Annotated in this window: 20 protein-coding genes and 1 pseudogene; 19 read left to right on the forward strand and 2 right to left on the reverse strand. The window is 42.4% G+C overall.

Going from position 1 to position 23,100, the window contains the following annotated elements:
• The first annotated feature begins 10 nt into the window (after positions 1-10).
• The 8 genes from AOX59_RS17260 to AOX59_RS17295 all read left to right on the forward strand — a co-directional run bounded on the left by AOX59_RS17260 (position 11) and on the right by AOX59_RS17295 (position 8,128).
• Complete coding sequence (locus tag AOX59_RS17260; protein WP_082684247.1) at positions 11-808, forward strand: 2-keto-4-pentenoate hydratase; 798 nt, start codon at positions 11-13, stop codon at positions 806-808.
• A gap of 33 nt (positions 809-841) precedes the next feature.
• On the forward strand, positions 842-1,732 hold the full coding sequence (locus AOX59_RS17265; protein WP_068447390.1) for an acetaldehyde dehydrogenase (acetylating): 891 nt from the start codon (positions 842-844) through the stop codon (positions 1,730-1,732).
• A 15-nt stretch (positions 1,733-1,747) separates the two neighbouring features.
• Positions 1,748-2,770 (forward strand): 4-hydroxy-2-oxovalerate aldolase, encoded by a 1,023-nt coding sequence (dmpG, locus tag AOX59_RS17270; protein ID WP_068447392.1) that lies wholly within the window; start codon positions 1,748-1,750, stop codon positions 2,768-2,770.
• 24 nt (positions 2,771-2,794) lie between these two features.
• The gene (locus tag AOX59_RS17275) at positions 2,795-3,583 is read left to right on the forward strand and encodes a 2-keto-4-pentenoate hydratase (protein ID WP_068447396.1); all 789 of its coding nucleotides are present in this window, start codon (positions 2,795-2,797) and stop codon (positions 3,581-3,583) included.
• Between the two features lie 42 nt (positions 3,584-3,625).
• The gene (locus AOX59_RS17280) at positions 3,626-3,817 is read left to right on the forward strand and encodes a 4-oxalocrotonate tautomerase (protein WP_068447398.1); all 192 of its coding nucleotides are present in this window, start codon (positions 3,626-3,628) and stop codon (positions 3,815-3,817) included.
• Positions 3,818-4,019: 202 nt separating this feature from the next.
• Positions 4,020-5,006, forward strand: a complete 987-nt coding sequence (locus tag AOX59_RS17285; protein WP_335338760.1) for a catechol 2,3-dioxygenase — start codon at positions 4,020-4,022, stop codon at positions 5,004-5,006.
• A gap of 620 nt (positions 5,007-5,626) precedes the next feature.
• Complete coding sequence (locus tag AOX59_RS17290; protein WP_068447399.1) at positions 5,627-6,556, forward strand: 3-hydroxyacyl-CoA dehydrogenase family protein; 930 nt, start codon at positions 5,627-5,629, stop codon at positions 6,554-6,556.
• A 222-nt stretch (positions 6,557-6,778) separates the two neighbouring features.
• Entirely contained in the window at positions 6,779-8,128 is a 1,350-nt protein-coding gene (locus AOX59_RS17295; RefSeq protein ID WP_068447401.1) for an MFS transporter, read from the forward strand.
• A 229-nt stretch (positions 8,129-8,357) separates the two neighbouring features.
• Here the strand turns inward: AOX59_RS17295 and AOX59_RS17300 are convergent, their stop codons facing one another.
• The gene (locus tag AOX59_RS17300; protein WP_179946412.1) at positions 8,358-9,467 is read right to left on the reverse strand and encodes a glycerol dehydrogenase; all 1,110 of its coding nucleotides are present in this window, start codon (positions 9,465-9,467) and stop codon (positions 8,358-8,360) included.
• Positions 9,468-9,754: 287 nt separating this feature from the next.
• On the reverse strand, positions 9,755-10,459 hold the full coding sequence (locus tag AOX59_RS17305; protein ID WP_068447405.1) for a FadR/GntR family transcriptional regulator: 705 nt from the start codon (positions 10,457-10,459) through the stop codon (positions 9,755-9,757).
• Positions 10,460-10,908: 449 nt separating this feature from the next.
• On the opposite strand from AOX59_RS17305, the gene AOX59_RS17310 reads away from it, so the two are divergent.
• The 11 genes and pseudogenes from AOX59_RS17310 to AOX59_RS20520 all read left to right on the forward strand — a co-directional run bounded on the left by AOX59_RS17310 (position 10,909) and on the right by AOX59_RS20520 (position 23,082).
• Positions 10,909-11,205 (forward strand): YhdT family protein, encoded by a 297-nt coding sequence (locus AOX59_RS17310; protein WP_068447407.1) that lies wholly within the window; start codon positions 10,909-10,911, stop codon positions 11,203-11,205.
• Positions 11,202-12,671 (forward strand): sodium/pantothenate symporter, encoded by a 1,470-nt coding sequence (panF, locus tag AOX59_RS17315; RefSeq protein WP_068447408.1) that lies wholly within the window; start codon positions 11,202-11,204, stop codon positions 12,669-12,671. The genes AOX59_RS17310 and panF overlap by 4 nt, the downstream gene beginning before the upstream one ends.
• A 12-nt stretch (positions 12,672-12,683) precedes the next feature.
• Positions 12,684-13,919, forward strand: a complete 1,236-nt coding sequence (locus AOX59_RS17320) for a M20 family metallopeptidase (RefSeq protein WP_068447410.1) — start codon at positions 12,684-12,686, stop codon at positions 13,917-13,919.
• Positions 13,909-14,987 (forward strand): annotated as a pseudogene (locus AOX59_RS17325) (tartrate dehydrogenase). The gene AOX59_RS17320 and the pseudogene AOX59_RS17325 overlap by 11 nt, the downstream one beginning before the upstream one ends.
• Positions 14,984-15,733 carry an SDR family NAD(P)-dependent oxidoreductase gene (locus AOX59_RS17330; RefSeq protein WP_068447412.1) on the forward strand — a complete coding sequence of 250 codons (750 nt, stop codon included), beginning with the start codon at positions 14,984-14,986 and terminating at the stop codon, positions 15,731-15,733. Before AOX59_RS17325 ends, AOX59_RS17330 begins: the two are co-directional and overlap by 4 nt.
• 19 nt (positions 15,734-15,752) lie before the next feature.
• Positions 15,753-17,195 carry an aldehyde dehydrogenase family protein gene (locus AOX59_RS17335; protein ID WP_068447414.1) on the forward strand — a complete coding sequence of 481 codons (1,443 nt, stop codon included), beginning with the start codon at positions 15,753-15,755 and terminating at the stop codon, positions 17,193-17,195.
• Positions 17,196-17,591: 396 nt separating this feature from the next.
• On the forward strand, positions 17,592-18,824 hold the full coding sequence (locus AOX59_RS17340) for a Zn-dependent hydrolase (RefSeq protein WP_068448434.1): 1,233 nt from the start codon (positions 17,592-17,594) through the stop codon (positions 18,822-18,824).
• Positions 18,825-18,990: 166 nt separating this feature from the next.
• Positions 18,991-19,209 carry a DUF3311 domain-containing protein gene (locus AOX59_RS17345; RefSeq protein WP_068447416.1) on the forward strand — a complete coding sequence of 73 codons (219 nt, stop codon included), beginning with the start codon at positions 18,991-18,993 and terminating at the stop codon, positions 19,207-19,209.
• Between the two features lie 27 nt (positions 19,210-19,236).
• Positions 19,237-20,742 carry a sodium:solute symporter family protein gene (locus AOX59_RS17350; RefSeq protein WP_068447418.1) on the forward strand — a complete coding sequence of 502 codons (1,506 nt, stop codon included), beginning with the start codon at positions 19,237-19,239 and terminating at the stop codon, positions 20,740-20,742.
• 219 nt (positions 20,743-20,961) lie between these two features.
• Complete coding sequence (locus AOX59_RS17355) at positions 20,962-22,134, forward strand: M20/M25/M40 family metallo-hydrolase (RefSeq protein ID WP_068447420.1); 1,173 nt, start codon at positions 20,962-20,964, stop codon at positions 22,132-22,134.
• Positions 22,135-22,956: 822 nt separating this feature from the next.
• On the forward strand, positions 22,957-23,082 hold the full coding sequence (locus AOX59_RS20520) for a hypothetical protein (protein ID WP_257720695.1): 126 nt from the start codon (positions 22,957-22,959) through the stop codon (positions 23,080-23,082).
• Positions 23,083-23,100: the final 18 nt, after the last annotated feature.

Genomic DNA, 23,100 nt, shown 5'->3' on the forward strand with positions numbered 1-23,100 from the left:
AGGTTTTTCCATGCAGACGGATTCTAAACCTAATTCAAAACAGCTCGCCGCTCATATCGCCAAAGCGTGGGAAAATCAGGATGGGGTCCAGCCGCTCACTGAGCTGGATCCCGACCTCTCAATCGATGATGCTTATCATGTACAGTTGGAGACGATTCAGAACCATGTTAAAGATGGCGCGCGCATTACAGGTAAGAAGATTGGCCTGACGTCAAAGGCGATGCAGGAGATGCTCGGTGTCGATGAGCCGGATTATGGGCATTTACTGAGCCAGATGGAAGTTGAAAACGCTGGCACCGTCTCACGAAATCAGGTGCTGCAGCCTAAGGTGGAAGGCGAAATAGCATTTATTTTAAAAGACGACCTTGAAGGGCCTGATGTGACAGCGCTTGATGTGTTGAAAGCGACGGATGTGATTGTGCCGGCAATTGAAATTGTTGACAGCCGGGTTAAAGACTGGAAAATCACATTGCCCGATACGATTGCCGATAATGCATCATCCGGTTTGTACGTTCTGGGTGATAAGCCGTGTAAAATAGAAGATGTTGACATCAAACAGGTCGGAATGGCTTTATTTAAAAACGGCAAACTGCAAAACACGGGTGTCGGTGCGGCGGCATTGGGTGACCCTGCTAAATGTGTCGCATGGCTTGCGAACAAACTGGCGGCATATGATATTCAATTGAAAGCAGGCGAAGTGATTCTCTCAGGTGCCTTGTCAGCAGCGGTGGAGGCGGATCCCGGCGATGAGTTCCGCGTGAAGTTTTCTGATCTCGGTGAGTTGACGGTTAAATTTGAAAGCGGTTGATTTAGAAATGTAACTCAAAAAGGAGGGATGGCCGTGAAGAAATTAAAGGTCGGTATTATCGGAACGGGCAATATTGGCTCGGACTTGATGGTGAAACTAACAAAATCCGATTCACTCGAACTGAAGGCTGTCATGGGCGTCGATCCTGAATCAAGAGGGATGCGCCATGCGAAGGAATTAGGGGTGCACGTCTTTGATAATGGTGTGGATGGTTTAAAGGACTACCCGGACTTGGTTGACATCGTTTTTGATGCCACAAGCGCCAAAGCGCATTTGCACAATAATGAGGTTGCACAGGAAATGGGCATCCAGATGCTTGACTTAACACCGGCAGCGATTGGACCATTCATCGTCCCGACGGTCAATCTTGGGGAAAATCTGGATGCTAAAAATGTGAATTTGATTACGTGCGGCGGTCAGGCAACGATTCCGATTGTGCACGCAATCCAGCAGGCAGCAACGGTCGAATATGCTGAAATTGTCGCTACCATTTCCAGTGAGAGCGCCGGGACTGGGACACGTGCGAACATTGATGAATTTACTGAAACAACTGCGAAAGGCATTGAACAGGTCGGCGGGGCTAAAGAAGGTAAGGCGATTATCATTTTGAACCCGGCTGAACCACCGATTATGATGCGTGATACGGTTCATGCCATCGTGAACGAGGATGAATTGGATGAAAAAGCGATAACAGAATCAATCCGGAATATGGCAGATAAAGTTCAATCCTATGTGCCTGGCTATCATTTAAAGACAGAACCGATTTTTGACGGTAATAAAGTGTCCGTATTTCTGGAAATTGAAGGCGCCGGACACTATTTGCCAAAATATGCCGGAAACCTCGATATCATGACGTCTGCTGCTGTCAAAGTGGCAGAAGAATTTGCGAAAGATAAAGCGGCGAAAACGGTCGAACAATCCTAAGAAGGAGGGGGAAACATGAGCAATCAACTCGATATTAAACTGACTGAAGTGGCGTTGCGCGACGGCAGTCATGCTATCAGCCACCAATATACCGTTGAACAAGTCACAAACATTACCAAAGCATTGAATGAAGCACGCGTTCCGTATATTGAAGTGACACACGGTGACGGTCTTGGCGGTTCTTCATTGCAGTATGGTAGATCGCTGACCGATGAGCTGAAATTAATCGAAGCGGCCGTTTCAGTGGCGGATTTTTCCAAAATAGCCGTACTGCTGTTGCCTGGCATCGGCACAATCGAAAATTTGAAAGAAGCAGCGAATCTTGGTGCGAAAATGGCCCGTGTTGCGACACATGTCACTGAAGCAGATGTGTCCAAACAGCATATTGAAACGGCTAAAGAACTTGGCATGGAAACGGTCGGCTTTCTCATGATGAGCCACATGGTTGGGTCAGAAAAACTCGTTGAGCAGGCAAAATTAATGGAAAGCTATGGCGCCGATACCGTCTACATGGTTGACTCGGCAGGGGCGCTCTTGCCGCATGAAGTGCGCGAACGGACAAGAGCACTGAAACAGGAACTTTCCTGCCATGTCGGTTTCCACGGCCATAATAACTTATCGGTTGCGATGGGCAATACATTGGCGGCAATTGAAGAAGGTGCAACACGCATCGACGGCAGCATTCGCTGTCTTGGCGCAGGTGCGGGCAACACGCAAACGGAAGTGTTAGTCGCTGTTCTTGAGAAAATGGGGATTGAAACCGGTGTCGATGTTTACAAAATAATGGATATTGCAGAAGATATTGTGGCACCGATCCTGCCGAAACCACAGGAAATCGACCGCGACAGCCTGACGATGGGCTATGCCGGCGTCTATTCGAGCTTCCTCTTGCATGCTAATCGTGCATCGAAAAAGTTTGGTGTCGATTCAAGAGATATCTTGATGGAGCTTGGGCGGCGTGAAATTGTCGGCGGGCAGGAAGATATGATTATTGATGTCGCAGCAGAACTTGCCGGCAAGGAAAAAACAGCAACTTAGAGGAATTGAGGGGGGTTCAAATTTATGGACGAACAATTAATTAACAAACTAGCAGACTATGTTTATCAAGCAGAAAAAGAGAAGCGTGAGATCGTTAAAATAACGGCTGAAATGTATCCGGAACTATCAATTGATGAAGCATATCTGGTTCAAGAAGAACTTATTCGCCGGAAACAAAACGATGGTCTGACAATTGTTGGGCCGAAGATGGGGATTACGAGTGAAGCTAAAATGAAGCAAATGAATGTCGATAATCCAATCTATGGCTATGTATTCGATGACATGGTCGTGGCTGAAGGCGACACGATTTCACTATCAGACTATATACACCCTAAGATTGAGCCCGAAATCGGCTTTGTGCTGAAACGGGACTTGGAAGGGCCGAATGTGACGGCACTGGATGTTTTGCGGTCGACGGAATATGTCTTCCCGGCGATTGAAATCATCGACAGCCGCTATGAAAACTTCAATTTCACACTTCCTGATGTGGTTGCAGATAACACATCTGCATCCGGTGCGGTCTTTGGTACGGCACTGAAAACGCCGGATCAGCTGGAGTTGGATGTTGTCGGCGTCACGTTATCGATTAACGGCGAAGTGAAATCACTTGGAGCGGGCGCCGCCGTATTGAGCCATCCGGCAAATTCGATTGCCAGTCTTGCCAACATGCTCGCTAAAAAGGGCGAAAAAGTGAAAGCCGGCCAGCCGATTTTATCCGGCGGCATCACCGCAGCAGTCAGGCTGTCCGAGGGAGACTTTGTCAATGTCAAGTGCGGCGGTCTTGGCGATGTATCCTTCTTTGTGAAGAAATAGAAGAATAGATGAAGCAAATGATAAAGATTGGAGGTGACGTATTTGCCACTAGTCAATATTCAAATAATGGAAGGCAGGTCACAAGAAAAAATTGACGCGTTAATGCAAAATGTGACCGAAACCGTCAGTGAATCGCTGGATGCGCCGAAAAAGAACGTCCGGGTGATTGTGAATGAGGTGCCAAAAACCCATTGGTCAATCGGCGGCACGAGTGCGAAGGATTTGGGGAGATAAAGTGTGACCTAATCTGAAAAATTAATCAAAAATAATTTAATTTTGTTGCACATACCGGAACTGGGCGGTTTTTTTCGAGCTGAGCTTAGCCTATTATAAAATTAAGAAAAATTTTTCAATAGCCTGGCTGGCTCTTTTTTTAGAAGTGTGTGAAAGCGTTATCAAAAGGTAGTTAAATTAACTAAGGCAGGGGGATTATATAGTGCTGGAACAAGAATTAAAGCAGTTTGATGTTGCGCAGTTGGCTCACGTGGAGATTTATACACCGGTCCCTGAGGAGACTGTATGGTTCTTTAAGGAGTTATTGGGTATGACAGAAGTGGAAAGGGAAGGTCGGTCGGTTTATCTGCGTTCTTATGAGGACCATTATCACCATTCATTAAAAGTGACTGAGCGGAATGAACCTGGTTTGGGTCATGTCAGTTGGCGGGCAAGCTCCAAAAACGCGCTCGAGCGTCGTGTGAAAGACCTGGAAAAATCAGGCGCCGGTAAAGGCTGGATCGACGGGGATCTTGGACATGGAGCTGCTTATCAATTTGTTACGCCGGATAACCACAATATGGAAATTCTATGGGATGTTGATTATTATCAGTGCAGCGATGACAAAAAGTCGCCGCTTAAAAGCCGTCCGGAAAAACGTCCGATAACCGGTATCCCTGTTCGCCGTATTGACCATGTCAACTTGATGTCCAGCAATGTGAACCGCAATAAGGAGCACTTGATGAATGATCTTGGATTCAAATTGCGTGAGCACGTCGTGAAAAATGATGGAGATGAAATTGGTGCTTGGTTAAGTGTCAGTCCGCTGGTGCATGAACTTGCTTACATGGAGGATGCAACTACTTCAGAGCAGGGACTTGGGCGGCTTCACCACTTGGCATTCTGGTATGGGTTCCCGCAGCATCTGCATGATTTATCTGATGTATTAACAGAACATGGTATCGAAATTGAAGCAGGCCCGCTGAAGCACGGCGTCTCCCAGGCACTATGTATGTATGTGATTGAACCGGGCGGCAACCGCATAGAGCTTTTCGGGGATTCCGGCTATCTGATTTTTGACCCGGACTGGCAGCCGGTTAAATGGAACGAGGACGAAGTGGAACAAGCAATTATTCACTATGGTGCACCACTACCGGATAGTTACTTTAAATACGGAACGCCAAATGTTAAGGCACCGGTTAAGAACTAAGTCTGTTTTCTAAGCGGTTGTTGTAAAATCTATAAAATACGACGTAACTTTAGGTGAAAGTTGGTGCGTCGTCTACCGCTTCGGAAATACACTCCGCGCACCTTAGGGCGGCTGGTGAGCCTCCTCGTGCTGTCGCACTGCGGGGTCTCACCGATACCTTTGTTCCCGCAGGAGTCGTCGTGTATTTCCTACGCTGGTTTTGGGCTTTATGATCTCATTATTTTGGGTCTTAACTAAACCTCTCTTGTTAATGTTGATTGGAGTGGAGGGCAGTCGACTCCTGCGGGAAAGCGACCGCCCGGAACGGAAATCAACATGGTACCTACGTCGCAGTCTATATCTATTACGAACATTATAGAGTAATAAAAAATCCATTGTGAGTTAAAATCTCAGGTGGATTTCTTTTGTTCCGTATAAAAGAACATTCCTATTTATAAATAACAGTTTTTTTCTTAAAATGGATGAAATCGTTATCAAAATTGATAGACTTAAGAAGGTTTTGTTTGTTTCGGAAATCCTTCAGCTATTTTTTTATTATTACTATTTTGAGCAGTGTATGCGATAGAATTGAGAAAAATTCAGATGTTCCAGTAATCAACAATACACAAAGGAGAATTAACATGAAAAACATCACAATACTTGGAGCAGGTGTTATGGGGCATGGTGCGGCACAATTATTCGCCCAAGCAGGAAAGAATGTACGGATTCGGGCTCGGCGCGAAACATCACTGGAAAAAGCACGGGAACTCATTACTAACAGCTTAAAGATAATGGTTGAAAAAGCCATGCTGAACGATCAGGAAATGGAACAAGCATTAGCCCGTATCACTTACACAACAGACTTGCATGAAGCGATTCAGAATGCTGACTTTATTCTCGAATCAATCCCGGAAGTGCTTGAGACAAAATTGGAAACATATGAAATTATTGAAAGTGTTGTCTCAGAGGATACGATTATTTCATCCAATACGTCCACTTTTCCATTAAAAGAATTAACGCAAAACGCCAAGCATCCGGAACGTTTCATCATCACACACTTTTTTAACCCGCCACAGCTTGTACCAATTGTGGAAATTGTTAAAGATGACAACACAAATGAAGATACGATCAATGCAACTTATGACATATTGAAAGAAATCGGAAAATCACCGGTCGTTCTAAAAAAAGAGATTACAGGCTTTATCGTCAATCGTGTGCAAGTTGCCATGCTTCGTGAAGCGTTTCACTTAATGGAAGAGGGCGTGGCAACTGCAGAAGATATCGATACCGCTATGAAAGGAAGCATGGGCTTTAAGTGGGCTTTTTGCGGACCGATGGAAAGTCAGGATTTAGCAGGACTGCAAACCACAGAAGCTATGGTCGGCAACATCATGCAAGATTTATCCAATACAAGAGAAGTTCCATCTTTTCTGAAAGAGATGGTCGATAACGATCAGCTCGGCATTCGAACAAATGAAGGGTTTTACAATTATGATGATAACGGTGAAAACGCCATTCATACGCGGGATGATCACTTTCTTGATCTCCTGAAATTATTACAGCAACAATAGGTAAAAAAAGATTTTGTGAAACACGGTTATTCACAGCGAAAATAAGGTGCACCGAAACAGTCAACAGAAGAAAGAAGTGATCATTGCAATGCGTGATGGTCACTTCTTTGTTTGGGGCACGGTTAGTCATTCTTAGAATCTATGAAATCTGCTAAAATTCGTGTAATATATATTGCAGCATTTGCGATAGACTTATAGCTGAAGATAAACGAGGGATAAACAATGGCAACAAACATACGAAAACCATGGCTGCTCGTTTTGACTGTCGGACTGGGGACCTTGCTTAATCCGTTAAATTCGTCAATGATATCAGTTGCGCTGACGCGGCTGCAGGAGGCTTTTGCCTTAACGTTCGCAGACGCCTCGTGGCTAATTTCGATATTTTATCTGGCAAGTGCCGCCGGTCAGCCTGTCATGGGTAAGCTGAGCGATATGTTCGGGCCAAAGCGCTTATTCATGGCAGGTCTCATATTGGTAGCGGGGGCATCTGTCTTAGCGCCATTTTCACCAAATTTCCCGGTGCTTCTGGCATGCCGGGCGTTGCAGGCAATTGGCAGTTCAACGCTTTTCCCCAGCGGTATGAGTATGGTCCGTTCACATATTACGAAAAAACAAGGAAGAGCACTGGCTGTATTGGCTGTTTTTTCATCGACTTCAGCAGCTTTTGGCCCTTCTATCGGCGGCTTTCTGATTGCAGCATGGGATTGGCAGTCGATCTTTTTGATTAATTTTCCGTTCATTATTCTGTCTTTTCTATTGGCACTGTTTGTATTGCCGAATACTGGCCAGGGAAAATTTAACATTGGGCGAATCGATTTTGTCGGAATCTTGCTGTTCATCAGCTTCATTACTGGATTAATTCTGTTTATTCTATCACTGAACGACAATGTTCGTTGGTGGGCGCTCGTGTTGTTTCTGCTGGGAGCGGCCGCTTTTTATTGGTATGAACAGAAACAGAATGAGCCGTTCATCGATATGAAAGGACTGACAAAAAATCGCAATGCCCTGTTTGTTTATATTCAGTTTATGACGATCAATCTTATCTATTATTGTTATTTTTACGGATTTCCGACATATTTGCAGCAAGTGAGGGGTTACAGTGAAGAGAATACCGGGCTGGTTATGCTGACATTTGCAGGATTCGGTGTTGTCACAGCGCCGCTTGCCGGGCGACTCATTGACAGATATGGGTCGAAACTGCCGCTTATTATAGGCGCGTCATTTTTATTGAGCGGCACAGGACTGCTTCTCACTTATCATGAGGCATCACCGCTTGTATGGCTGATGATCATTATGTCGATTCTTGGCATGAGTCAGGGGTTCAATAATATCTCGACACAGACAGCACTTTACGAGAATGTGCAACCGGAAGAAACAGGATCGGCATCGGGTCTCTATCAGACGAGCCGTTATATCGGAGCGATTCTGTCGTCGAGTCTGCTCGGCCTGACATTTAACGACCATATGGATTTAGCCCATCTGCATTTGGTTGCGCTGATTTGCTTTGCCTTTTGTATCGCTGTGCTATTTTTGGCGATCAAACTGCCGGGAAGGGAGAAAGCAAGGGCGTAAGGATAAAGTAGGCTTCATTTTAGTAAGGAACTTGTTCGAGAACTGCCGAAAGTCGCGCGAGAGTGGTATCGAATCGAGCGACAAGCGCCCAAAGACGAGCGAGAGCAGCATCAATTCGAGCGAGAGTGCCTGAGCTCATGCGAGAAAAGCCCCGAACCCAAGCGCTATCACCCAAAAAATAAAAAATGCTTGCAGGGAGGTGCTCCCTCTCTGCAAGCATAGCGCATATCTATTTAGCATGTTTTTCTTTATAGGCTTTTGCATACTGATCAGCTGCATAGATAGCGTCAGCTACGTCATCAGCTGTCACATCGAAGGCTTGATGGATCGTCTCGCCTTCAGTTGTTGCGGCTTTTGCCACTTTCATAATGTCCTCCCTTGATGCATCTTTCAAATGGATATCTTCCAGTGTGACAGGGAGGCCAAGGCTTGTATACAGCTGGATATAGCGCTCAATTTCTTTCATATCGTGCTTTTCCAATGCAAGCTGGACGAGTGTGCCGAATGCGACTTTCTCGCCGTGAGTCATATGGTGAATGTCACCTTTCAATGCTGTAAAGCCATTGTGGATGGCGTGCGCTGCACCAAGCCCGCCACTTTCGAAGCCTAAGCCGCTGAGGAGTGTGTTGGCTTCCACAACGGATTCAAGTGCTGGTGTGACGGATTTGGCTTGAACCGATTCATAAGCAAGGTTGGCATATTGGAAAAGGGTTTCTTCACATTTTTCGGCAATTGCCTGTCCAGCAATTGTTGTGGTGCCGCCTGCCATCGTGTCACCGCCTGCCTGTATGACGCTGCGGGCTTCAACCCATGTGGCAAGCGCATCAGCAATGCCTGAAGCAAGAAAACGCGGTGGGGCGCCTGCCACAATTTTCGTATCAACGACAACTAAGTTAGGATTTTTCTTATAGAAACGGTAGCCTTCAAAAACACCATCATCTGAGTAAACAACGGAAAGAGCGCTTGTTGGTGCGTCGGTTGATGCGGTTGTTGGCACAATGACTGCAATGCCATTTACTTCGTCGGATACCGCTTTAGCCGTATCAAGTGTTTTACCGCCGCCGACCCCAATGACGACAGATGCGCCCGCTTTAGTGACGATATCTGTAATCCGGTTAATTTCCGTTTCGGAAGCTTCGCCGTTGAAAACAATTTCTTCAGCTTCGAGATTTTTCTGTTTGAGCTTGTCCACAACATCATTTCCGGCAATTTCCCACACGGTTTCGTCTGCTATAACAACAGTCCGCTCGCCGAAATCTTTTACGTATTCTCCAATATTTTGAATCGCGTTTTTGCCCTGCACATATTTGGCGGGACTGATAAAAATACGTTCACTCATAATGAAACACTCCCTTTTCTTCATTCCATATTATGTCTTCCCAATTTTGGCAGGAAAATAACATCAGGCCGCGAGAAAGCAATAAATTGAAATTTTTATGCCATTGTATCGACTGATATCGGGAACATCTCATCGATAGCGAATTCGTATTTGAAATTATAAGACAGGATCTCCCCTCTGCGCGTGTTAGGCAGAGGGGTATTTTCGGAATAGTCTGTTTCAAAAATTTTAACTTAAATAAAGTGGGAAGTAGGTTTTACTTTCGCTAAGAGAGAAGGTTTAGCCACTCACTTCGACTCATTCACCATCTCTTCATTATTTCTAATCATGTCTTGAACGATGCTGCTCGAATTAAATTTAAGCTTGCCACTGATTAAGTCTAGATAGTATTTATGTGTGGCTAATGTGCGTTCAATGTTTTGAGCGTTTTTAAAGTGTATCATTTTTGGTTTGATTATTTCATAAATCGTTTTTCCAATTTCAATAACAAAAGGATTATTCGTTGCTTCCAGTACAGCGAAATGGAATTCCAGGTCAATATCGACCAGTTCTTCAGGGCTTAATTCAGGATTCATTCTTTCTGTTTGTGTTTGATAGACTTTCTCAATGGGGCGGATATTTTTTTCTTCTTTGGTGATAATCATGTTCATCAGAAGCACCTCGAAGTGCTGCCTGAATTTAATTAATTCTTCCATGTCATTACTATGCATGATCAAACTGAAGATTAAAGGGTTTAAAGTAAAATGTGATAAGTTATTCGTTATATACATTCCCTCGCCGCGTTTGATTTGTATGACGCCAATAGCTTCCAGAATTTTTATTGCTTCCCTCACCGGCGTTCGGCTGACGCCTATTTGCTCCATTAATTCTTTTTCTGTAGGCAATTTATCTCCGGGTTTTAAATTTCCATTTAGAAGGTTATCTTTAATAATTTTTACAATTTCAGACGAAATGGTGCCGCTTAAGTTAATTTTTTCAATTGATAAATCCATAACGCTCATCTCCATCTTTGTTGGCTTAATTTTCAGCAATTTTTATTTACAAAGTGTTCTGACTTTGATAGAGTGTATGAAACATATTACATATTACGTCATACATAATACGTATGATCTAATAGATTGTAAGTTTAATATACTATGAATTTTACCATTTGCAAAGTGTGCCGGAAGCTAGAATAAGGTTATTATTCAGGTCGATGTAAACGTTAACAAAAAACAAACAGAACTGACGAATTCAAAAAGAAATTTTTTATTGTCTTATTGAGGAGGGGAGGACTTCTGTGATCTGGGGCCCGTCATTAAGGAAAATGCGGTTATACAATAATCCGCTCTGAAGCGCTATGAGGAAAAGTGAGGAAAACTTCTATAATCGGCAATTCTACAAAACATGTATCAGCAACGTGGCTATGATCTTAAAAAATATAATTGGAGGGAAAAGAGGCATGAAAGATAACCATTTTAATGAGGATTGGCGGTTTAAGGTAGCCAACCGTGAAGCTATAGTGGGCTGTATTCTGGCTGCTATCAATATTCTATGGTGGTTTGGGTTTGCTTATGGTTTGGGTTCTAAACCACCTGAAGAATACACATATGTGTTAGGTTTTCCGGCTTGGTTCTTTTGGAGTTGTATAGTCGGTTATGTTGTCATGGTAGTTTTAGTATTCATTGTCGTTAAATTTGTATTGAAAGAGGTTCCCTTGGACGATGAAGTTGAGGATGAAGAGGAGGATTCGGCATGAATTGGGGCGTTGTGACACCATTATTAATATTTCTTTTAATCGTTTTTATGATAGGGATTTGGTCAAACCGAAAGATGGCTTCGTCTAAATCGTTCCTTAGTGATTATTTCTTAGGCAGCCGTGAATTTGGCGGAATGGTTCTGGCCATGACAATGGTCGCAACCTATGGCAGTGCTTCAAGTTTCCTGGGAGGACCGGGTGCTGCATACTCCATTGGGTTTGGCTGGGTGCTTTTGGCAATGACACAAGTGGCTACCGGCTATTTTGTTCTACTTGTTCTGGGAAAGAAATTTGCGATTGTTACCAGGCGTTATAAAGCTGTCACGCTTATTGATTTTTTGAAGGAGCGATATAAAAGTACACCTGTTGTTTTATTGTCAGCATTAAGTATCATTATCTTTTTGTTTTCAGCTATGGCTGCACAGTGGGTTGGCGGTGCATACCTAATTCAATCGTTAACTGGCTTGTCATATACTGCAGCCCTGTTTATCTTTACGCTGTCCGTTTTGATCTACGTTATCATTGGCGGCTTCAGGGCAGTTGCGATAACGGATACCATGCAGGGGGTTGTGATGTTTTTAGGGACGTTCGTGCTGCTTGTAGCCGTTATTATGGCGGGCGGCGGTTTGTCCAACATATTTTCTGACTTGGTCGCCGAAAACCCTAATTTTGTCACACCATATGGACAGGATGGCCAGCTGTCGGCTGCTTACATATCGTCTTACTGGATTCTTGTTGGGGTTGGTGTCATTGCTTTGCCACAGGTGACAGTCAGGGCAATGTCTTACAGAAATACGAAATCAATGCACCGGGCTATTATGATAGGTACTGTCGTGGTAGGTTTTATTATGCTTAATATGCATCTAATTGGGGTTTTTGCCAGACCTGTATTGCCGGGGATTGAAGTTGCGGATCAGGTAATTCCGCTGATTGCTTTGGATGTGCTGCCATCGTGGTTGGCCGGGATCGTGCTGGCAGCGCCATTAGCTGCCATGATGTCAACCGTTGACTCGCTACTCTTGCTTGTCAGTTCATCTGTCGTTAAAGACGTTTATATTAACTATTTTAAACCTGAAGCATCATTTAAACACGTTAAGAAGGTAAGTATGGGTGTCACAGCAGTTATTGGGATTGTTGCCTTTCTGTTATCGATCAACCCACCTGAACTGCTTATATTCTTGAATCTATTTGCCTTTGGCGGATTGGAAGCAGCATTTATATGGCCGATTGTACTGGGATTATATTGGAAGACTGCTAATAAATCCGGCGCCATCGCATCAATGATAACCGGTATTGTCTCTTATATTGGCATTCATTTTTACAATGAAGCGTATGGTGATCTCTTTGGTGTTCATACAGTTACCGTACCTGTGTTCTTATCGCTGCTGGCCTTTGTCGTATTCAGTCTTATCTTCAGAGAACCGGCATATGAATTCCCTAAATCTAAATTAAAAAAAGAAGCTTAAGGAGTGTCGATCATGAATTTAACCAAAACAGACCGATTAAAAAGGGATTATGAAAGGGCTGTTGCATTAACGCAGAAGCTTGTTCAAATACCGAGTGTCTATCGACCGGAAGACCCGGAAGGCAATGAGGAAAAGGTTGCCAACTTTACAGCCAATTATTTACGTGACCTGGGGATTGACGTATATGTTGAAGAAGTAGAACCCGGCAGACCGAATGTAATCGGTGTGATTGATTCCGGAAAACCGGGGAAAACACTCATATTTGAAGGTCATACAGATGTTGTGACAGAAGGTGACCGGGGAAGCTGGAAATACGATCCGTTTGGAGCAGAAATAGTCGACGGGCGGATGTATGGAAGAGGAACAAATGATACAAAAGGCAATTTGGCATGTATGATTACGGCTACCCAATCCATTCTTGAAGATAAAGCGGAATTCAACGGTAAAATTCTCTTATGTATTCCGGTTGATGAAGAAAGAATGATGATCGGCATCAAGCATTTCATTGAGCAAGGATGGGCCGATGATGTTGATGGAGCAATTATCTGTGAGCCTGAAGAGAACCAGATCTGTGTCGCACAGCGCGGTGCCCTGAGAATTCGAATTACCGTGAACGGCAAGATGGCTCATGGTGCTATTTCCTGGAGCGGCATTAATCCGAATTGGCGGCTGGCTAAAATAATTACGGCGCTGGAAGCACTGGAGAAAGAAGAGCAGAAGACGCACGGGGAACATCCTTATTTAAAATGGCCAAGCATCACGCCAACGATTGTTAAGGCACCCGTTACAGGAGATGCGCAGATTAATGTCATTCCGGAAAAAGCGATGACAACATTGGACATTAGAACCATCCCTTCGCAGGACCATGATGTTCTCATCGAAAAAATTGAAAATATCTTTAAAAATTTGAAGGAAGAAGATAAAGACTTTGATGTCCAGTATGAAGTGATTGAAAATCGTCCTGCCACAGAAACAGATCAAACAGAGCCAGTTGTGGGAGCTGTTCATGAAGCTGTGAAAAAAACATTGAATAAAGAACCTGAATACAACGGTGTTCCGGGTGCAACAGACGGCACCTTTCTGCATATTCATGGCGTGCCTATTGTCACAATCGGGGCCGGCGACAGAGAAGTGCCGCACCATATTAATGAATATGTGGATATCCGCGAACTGGGCGAGACAACTGAAATTTATCGCCAGGCTGCCTTAAATTTCTTAAATGAGGAAGGTAACAACAATGGCCGGTAAAATTGCAATTATCCCGGGGGACGGGATTGGAAAAGAAGTGATGAAACAAGCTGTAAAGGTATTGGAAACGCTGGAATCCGATTATGCGCTTGACGTGGATTACGATGTATTTGACTGGAGCAGTGATTATTATTTACAGCACGGTCGTATGCTCCCGGAAGACGGTCTTGAAAAGCTAAAAAACTATGATGCTATCTTATTCGGTGCAATTGGTGATAACCGGATTCCGGACGATGTCACAGTATGGGAGCTGATTATGCCGATTCGCAAAACTTTTGAACAGTATGTCAACTTCCGTCCTGTTAAACAGCTTAAAGGCATCAGCAGTCCGCTGGCCGATTCACGCAGCGGGGAGATCGATTTTGTTATTTTACGTGAAAATTCAGAGGGCGAATATTCAAATTCAGGCGGTTTGATGTTTCAGGGTCAGGAAAAAGAAATGGCCATTCAAAATGCAATTTTCACAAAGCACGGAATAAAGAATATTGCCGAGTTTGCTTTTGAATATGCCCGTAAGCATCATTACAGTAAAGTCACCAGTGCAACAAAATCCAATGCAATCACACATACAATGAAATTCTGGGATAAAGAAGTCGGTAAAATAGCGGGAACTAACAGCGATATAGAGTACGAAAAAGTTTATGTTGATGCTTTAGCAGCAAAATTTGTCCAGCAACCGGAGGAATTTCAGGTTGTATTGGCTTCAAACTTGTTCGGTGATATATTATCGGACTTGGGCTCCGCTGTTGCTGGGGGCTTGGTATCTCGCCTTCAGCAAACATCAATCCAAGCGGCGAGTACCCGTCCATGTTCGAACCGGTTCATGGGTCAGCTCCTGACATAGCGGGCAAAGGTTTGGCTAACCCAATTGCTCAAATTTGGTCACTTGCACTATTGCTTGATCATTTAGGCCGAACCGATTTACACGACCATATTCTAAAGGCGATTGAAAAACTTTTATCCGACAAATCCAAAGTGACGGAGGATATTGGCGGATCAGCCAGTACCGAAGAAACAGGGGATGCGTTAGTACAAATTTTGCATGATAACAAGGTGGGAATAACATGACATTTAAAGATAAAACCATTGTCGTTGCCGGAGCCGGCGGCGGAATGGGAAAAGCAGTTGTTGAAACACTCCTCAAGGAAAATGCGAATGTTGTCGGCTGTGACTTGAATATTGCGTCGCTTGAGGAACTCAAAGGCGTTGATCAATTCATTGGAATCGAAGGGAATCTGCTTGATGAAGAAAAAGTAAAAACTGTTTTCAGTAAAGCAAAAGAAACGTTTGGCAAAATTGACGGGCTTGTTAATGCGGCCGGCATTGCCCAGAACTCGACCCCAATTGAGCAAGTTGATTTGAAAGAATGGTATAAAATTATCGATATTAATTTAACGATGACATTTTTAACCTGCCGGGAAGCTGCCGGTTATATGAAGGAACAAGGAGGCGGTTCGATTGTCAATATCGGCTCGGTTTCAGTGACCAGACCGAGGCCCGGTTTGCAGTCATATGTCGCTTCCAAAGGAGCAGTTGAATCGTTTACGAAAGCATTGGCAATAGAGTTGGCAGACAACCGGATTAACGTGAACCTTCTTCACCCCGGTCCGAGTGACACGAACATGCTTGGTCAATTTGCCAAGGAGGGTGCTGACATTGAAAAAATGAAAGAGACGGTTTTCAAAGATAGTGTGCCGCTCGGACGGCTTTTAAAACCTGAGGATATCGCAAGTTCTGTTAAATTTTTATTATCAGAAGGCGCTGGTATGGTAACCGGAAGTGTCTTTCATGTTGACGGGGGAAGGAATATTTGATGTTTGAGGAGGCATTTCGATGGAAGCATTAAAAATGTATATTAATGGAAAATGGGAAGACGGTCACGATAAAGGAACCATAAATGTCAATAATCCGTCCACCGGAGAAACGATGACAACGATCCCCCGGGGAAAAGAGGATGATGTCGATAGAGCGGTCAAAGCGGCTAAAGATACGTTTCGCAGTGCCGAATGGCGCCGTGTTAAGCCCTTCGAACGAGGACGAATCCTGTTTGGCGTAGCAGCACAAATTAAAGAAAATCGGGATGAGTTGGCAAGGCTGGAATCGATGGATGTCGGCAAACCATTGACGCAGGGCTATGCTGATATCGATGCGGCAATCAGATATTTTGAATTTTACGGCGGTGCCGCTGATAAAGTGATGGGTGACACGATACCAATCGAGGATGGGTTGATTGATTATGTGATCCGGGAACCAATTGGTGTAACAGCCCATATAGTACCGTGGAATTATCCGATTCAAATATTATCGCGGAGCGTGGCTGCAGCGATAGCGATGGGCAATACGGTTGTCGTTAAAAGCGCAGAAGACACGCCATTAACTGCAACCAAAATAGCTGAATACTTTGATCAGACAAGCTTGCCAAAAGGTGTCTTTAATCATGTGACGGGTTACGGGTATGAAGCAGGGGCAACTCTATCATCTCATCCGCTGATCAATCATTTAACATTTACAGGCTCAGTCGGAACAGGAACGGCTGTTGCGAATGCTGCCACCTCGAATGTAGTGCCTGTAACGCTTGAGCTAGGAGGCAAATCACCAAACATTGTGTTTTCGGATTGTGATATCGATAAAGCGGTCGAGGGTGTTGTGAAAGCTATTATACAGAATGCCGGCCAGACATGTTCGGCCGGTTCAAGATTGTTGATTGAAGAATCGTTCAAGGAAACATTTTTGGATAAGTTAGTTGATCGCTTTAAAACACTATCGGTCGGACCTGCACTGGATGATCATGACCTTGGCCCGATTTTAAATCAAAAACAATTTGATCGGATTATGGAATTTATTTCATTGGCAGAGCGAGAAAGCACAGTGCTGACCGGCGGTAGACGCGTGACATATGAACATTACGAAAACGCGTGTTATCTGGAGCCAACTGTTATTGATAACCTGCCGCTTGACAGCAAGGCTGCACAAGAAGAAATCTTTGGCCCGGTTCTGTCTGTGTTTACTTTCAAAGATGAGGAAGAAGCGATTGAAATGGCTAACAGTACTGACTATGGTCTTGTTACAGGCATTTGGACCAGAGACATCAATAAAGCCCATTTATTAATGAGCCGTATCGATTCAGGCCAGGTTTTCATTAATAATTATGGTGCCGGCGGCGGGGTCCAAATGCCGTTCGGCGGTTACAAGAAAAGCGGGTTCGGACGCGAAAAAGGCTGGATAGCTTTATACAATTATACACAGGTGAAGAATGTGGCAATTAAGTTTGATTAGCCTGATGGTTGCATCAGATTTAACATATGGCCTGAAAAATGCTTGTGCAGCTGAAAAAAGTTAATAGGAAATGACTAAACCCTTATAAAAAACTGTCCTGACGTCATTAAATATGACTTTCAGGGCAGTTTTTTATGGAAGGTAAGGATAAATATGCTGAAAAGAAGTTGGACTGCCCGATCGGTTTTATAGTGCTTCGACATCAAAATCATTCTTTAAATTGAATTAATAAAAGCGATCTGGTTTAAGGACTCCCGAAATAACATATTTAGTAAATGGTAACAAAATGTCAAAATTAAATCGGCAATTCTGAACAATGTGTCTAATGCTAAAAACAATTTTAATGTTCATACTTATATGTAAACGGATACAATACGAATGAGAGGGTGTTTAAAGATAAAACAACAAAAAGTACTTATCAATGGCGAACGCTTGCAAGATACGTTAGAAAAGTTTGCTGATTTTGGCCGTACGGACAATAATGGTGTAACGCGTTTAGCCTTAACAGAAGAGGATAAACAAGCAAGGAACCATTTCGAAAAATGCTGTGAAGAGTTGGGAATGGTAGTGAAAACAGATGATTTAGGTAATATATATGCCATTTTAGAAGGGATAGAAAACGAAAAGCCCCCAGTCGTTATTGGTTCTCATTTGGATTCCGTGAAGAAAGGAGGCCGTTTTGACGGGGTCTTAGGTGTCTTAGCAGGTTTGGAAGTCGTTCGTACGATGGTGGATCATGGTATTAAACCTCGGATTTCTGTTATGGTTGTGAATTTTACAAATGAGGAAGGTGCAAGATTTGAACCTTCAATGATGTCCTCTGGAATCCTTTCAGGGAAGTTTGATAAAACTGATATGATGAACAAAACTGATTCTAAAGGCGTTACATTTGAAGAGGCGTTAAATTCCATTGGGTATGCAGGAGAAGAAAAAAATCGATTAAAGGAAGCTGAAGCATTTATAGAAATACATGTGGAACAAGGTCCTGTTCTTGAAGAGGAGTCTTTAAGCATAGGTGTCGTGGAAGGTGTGATGGGAATGGTTTGTTATGACATTGAAGTGACAGGTGAGTCTGATCACGCCGGTACGACACCTATGCATAGACGAAAAGATGCATTATTTGCGACGAATAATTTAATCACAACAATCCGGGAGAAATTCCAAAATTTAGATCCTGCGCTTGTTTATACAGTAGGACGAATGAATGTGCAGCCGAACATACACACAGTGATTCCGAATAAAGTTTCCTTCACTATTGAGGCAAGACATCAAGACACACAAACAATTAAGCAGGTGGAGAAAGTTATAAAAGAGATTTCTGAAATGGTGAATAGTGAAGGTTGTAATGTGAAAACAACCAGGTTATGGGATAGGAATACAGTATGGTTCGATGAAAATGTAGTTGAATCAATGGAACAATCAACTGCTTCATTAAAATATCCATACAAACGAATGGTAAGCGGAGCCGGGCACGACGCCCAATTTATCGCAAATTATATACCAACCGGAATGATTTTTGTTCCAAGTGTGAATGGCAAGAGTCATTCTGAAGATGAGCTGACCACATGGAAAGACTGTGAAAAAGGTGTAAATGTTATGTTGGAAACGGTTTTATGGTTAAGTCATTAAGCATTACTTATGAATGAGATTAGAACACTAAACTTTAAGTTTGGAAACGCCTTACAACATACATTGACCAGAGTAAATATAATTTTTTTGATGGTGCCAATCAATCTTATAGGTGAAGACGGCATTTCATATTTACATCTTATTCATTTAAGGAAGGGGATAAATTATGAAAAATAAGAAAAGTACGGTGTTTTTTCACGCAGCAGTCATCATTGGATTAATTATGTTAGAAACACCAATTGTATTATTGGCCAACAATATTGAACCAGTATTTTTGGGGCTGCCTTTTTTAGTTTTTTGGGTATTATTTTGGTGGCTGTTCTGCACAATTATTTTTCTGATTGCTTACATAAAAAAATGGGGAAAGAAAAAATCTATTCGGTAGTTTAATGTTTTAATGGGAGGTACACTTATGTCAGTCGGAGTATTTATTATTTTTCTATTTTTATTTATTCCATTGGTAGTTGGCTTTATAGCAGCTGCCAGATCAAACAATTCGAGCAGTGACTTTTTTATTCAAGGCAGAAATATGGGCTCTGTGGCTGCTTTTTTTACTGTTGCAGCTACATGGTGGAGTTCATTTGCTTTTTTAGGTTCGAATGCTTCATTTTATACGGAAGGACCAGTATATTTAACCGCCTTTGCATGGAATATTCTTTTTGGGTATCTGTACTACATAGTTGGAAAAAGAGTATGGTATCTGGGGAAAAAATTTGATTATGTTACGCCTTCCGATTTCATGGGTGACTTTTACGATAATGAAAAAGTTCGAATTATTGTCGGAGCAGTTGTCACTATTTTCACAATCCCTTATTTACAGATTCAATTAACTGGAGGCGCCTATCTTATAGAAGTTGCTTCAGGAGGGGTTATTCCTTTTTGGTTGGCGGCATTTCTATTTTACGCAGTTATAATTGTATACGTTTGGGTTGGTGGTATTAGAGCGATAGCCTGGACGGATATTATATATGGCGCAATTTTATTTTTTGGTTTACTTTTCAGTGGTATTTATATATCCAACGCAGTAGGAGGACCGGTTTCCATGTTTAGTGAAATGCAGCGTTTGCATCCGGAGTTCCTGACCCTGCCTGGTCCAGATGGAACAGCTGGATTTTCATCATGGATTTCTTTGTGTATTGTCACTGCACTTGGTGCTCTTATGGGACCTCAACTTTGGTTGCGTATGTATGCAGTCAAGGATGGTCAGCTATTTAATTTGATGCCATTTTTAATAGCCCTCGTAGCAGTTACTTATTTAGGTTCTGTTTTAATAAGCTGGACAGGCGTTTTGGAGATGCCTGGAATTCAAAATGCAGACCAAGTTTTACCAATTATGGTTACGGAATACATGCCATTGGCCTTGGGTGCATTGATTTTAGCTGGGGGAGCAGCAGCGGCAATGTCTACATCCAATAGTCAAATTCATGCAGTTTCAACTGTTATTACAAAGGATTTTTATCAAAGATATAATAACCCCAAAGCTTCAGATAAAAAACTGACAAAAGTTTCGAGGTACGCCATCCTTATCTTCTCTATCATAGCTTACTTCATGGCACTATTTGTTCCAGGAGTTCTTGTTACGATAGGACTAGTCGCTTTTGGAGGGACAGCACAGCTTATTGTTCCGACATTGGGAGCTCTTTTTTGGAAAAGGTCTAACGCTAATGGTGCAATTTTTGGGTTAGTTGGTGGCGTTGGTATAACGTTGATCTTGACTTTTATACCTGGTTTAAACAGCCCGTTGGGTCTTAATCCTGCGATGTGGGGACTTGCACTTAATATCGTGCTGTTTATAGCGGTCAGTTTAGCTACTGCTCCAAGAAATGAAAAAGTAGTTGACAGATTTGATAAAGCGCTAACAGCATTTAAAAATGAGGAAGAAGGAACGCAGGAAGCAAATGAAGAGAAGGCTCTATAAAATGTACCTCTATTGGTTTCATCTTCATATTACAATGTTCGGAAAAGATCAGCTTCCAATGTTATGAATGAAAAGCTACGTCTTTCAATATTTTGTAGTAGAACGGAAACTAATAATTTACTCTGATAGAAATAAAAACTCACCAAGTAAGGAAAGGAAACTCTTGTCGCCTAACCCAAGTTAATGTGCCAGAACTATTCTAAAGAGGGAGAGAGTTTAATGTCAGAAGAAAAAATGCTTTTAGAATTTATGGAAAAACATATTGATGAATTTATGGAAATGTTAAAGGAAGCCGTGACTTTAGAATCACCGACTGAAGGTAATAAGGAAGATCTTAAAAAATGCAGGGATTATTTTGAAAGAAGTTTTTCAAAAATAGGTTTTAAATGCAATATTGTGCCAAGTAACGACGGTCGTTATGGGGACCATCTTCTAATGGAATTAGGAGAGGGTGATGAACAGGTTCTTTTTGTGGGTCACTATGATACTGTGTATGAAAAGGGAGCATTTGGGACCATGTGGGAACAAGAAGGTACGAAAGTATGGGGGCCAGGTGCATTTGATATGAAGGGTGGAAATGTACAGGTTTTTATGGTTGCAAAAGCACTAAAGGAGCTTGGCATGTTACCTGAAAACAAAAAAATTGTATTTTTGTTAACTTCTGATGAAGAAGCTGGAAGCCCCTCATCACACATGCATTATAAAGAGTTAGCGAAAAAGAGCAAAGCTTCCTTTGTTATGGAGCCCACTTTTGGAGATTATTCTGGTCTTTTGACAATCGGACGCTATGCTCGGGGGAACTATACATTTGTTGCAGAGGGGAAGCCAGCGCATTCCGGTCAAGAACCCGAAAAAGCTGAAAGTGGGTTAAAAGAACTGGCACAGCAGGCTATTTACCTGGAAAGCTTCACTGATCTGGAAAAGGGTGTAACAATCGCCTGTACTAGCTTAAATAGCGGTAATGCTGGCTGGCCCACTGTACCAGGTGTTGGAGAGCTTACCATAGATGCCAGATTTTCATCAGCCGAAATCGCAAAAGAGTTCGATTCCCAGTTTCAAAATCTAAAGCCATATAACTCCGAGGTAAAAATAAGAACTAAGGGGGGGATAGAAAAACCGCCTTTTAATGAAAAAGATCCTGCTCACAAAGCCCTTTATGAGAGTGCCAAAAAGGTTGGAAAAAAGTTTGATTTGGAGATGGAAGGATTTGTAGGAAGAGCGGGAACTGACGGTAATTTCACTGCGTCTGTTGGCTCTCCAACTCTTGATGGTATGGGAATGAGTGGAGATTTCGCGCATCAGCCAGGTAAGGAATATATTAATACAGACGATATTGCTGTTAGAGGTGCTTTTGTAGCAAGTATGGTGCTTGAGGTTTTAAGAAATAAGTAATATATTGCGCTTAGCGCAGTATGGTAGTAAAACTTTATCATAAAAGATTATGAAATTGCTTCATGCCGGTGGGTAGTTCGATATTATATATTGTTGGAAGATGGTATTTTATGAATACGACTGTTAAAAAGGACATGTCAACATCATTGGAGACCTTCTGGACGACTTAAAAGAGAAAAGCGAAAGAAATCTTTAAAGGTGAATGGGTACGGGTATGGAGGTTTACAATTAGGACAGTTTTTTGGCGAAAACCAAAGAATATCTTTGCTTGAAGCTATTCGTATGTATACTATCAACGGTGTATATGCATCGTTCAAGAAGAATTAAAAGGTAGTATTGAACATGGAAAGTTAGCTGATATGGTACTCTTTGACCGTTCTTTAATTAATGCAAAAAACAGATGATTTACTTGAAGCACAGGTGGAATGGACAATGGTTGATGGAGAATTTATTTATAGGAAAAAGTGATTGAAAGCATCAATCTACCAATGTCGTCAGTAGCATTTAATACCGTTGAGTAGATCACTTTTTATAGTTTACACGTCAGACTATATTTTAATTTGACGCAAATTACGATCAGAGTACTTTATCATCTTTTCAATTTGAAAGATAGAAATGCGTGCTAAAGTTTGAAATTTGAAGATTTAAAACTATAAACGTAGATTCAGGATTAGATTGAAAACGCTTTAAAAATACTGATTTTATAAATTCAAGAATAAATATTGTGCTATTTTCTTCAATCTATTAAGCATAGACAGTATCAATTCTATTATCTATTCTGGAATCTAAAAATATCACCTAATAAGTATGGGAGGTGAAACAATGTTTAATCTACCTTGGGAGACCGCACTTTTAATGTTGCCTTGGCCAGTCATTTGGGTCACCTTGGCTCTCGTCATGTATTTCAAAATGCGGCGGGATGAAAAACTTGCAGATTCAGAAGAATAACACAACAAATCACTGGAA

This window comes from Lentibacillus amyloliquefaciens (genome assembly GCF_001307805.1).
Taxonomy (GTDB): Bacteria; Bacillota; Bacilli; order Bacillales; family Amphibacillaceae; genus Lentibacillus; species Lentibacillus amyloliquefaciens.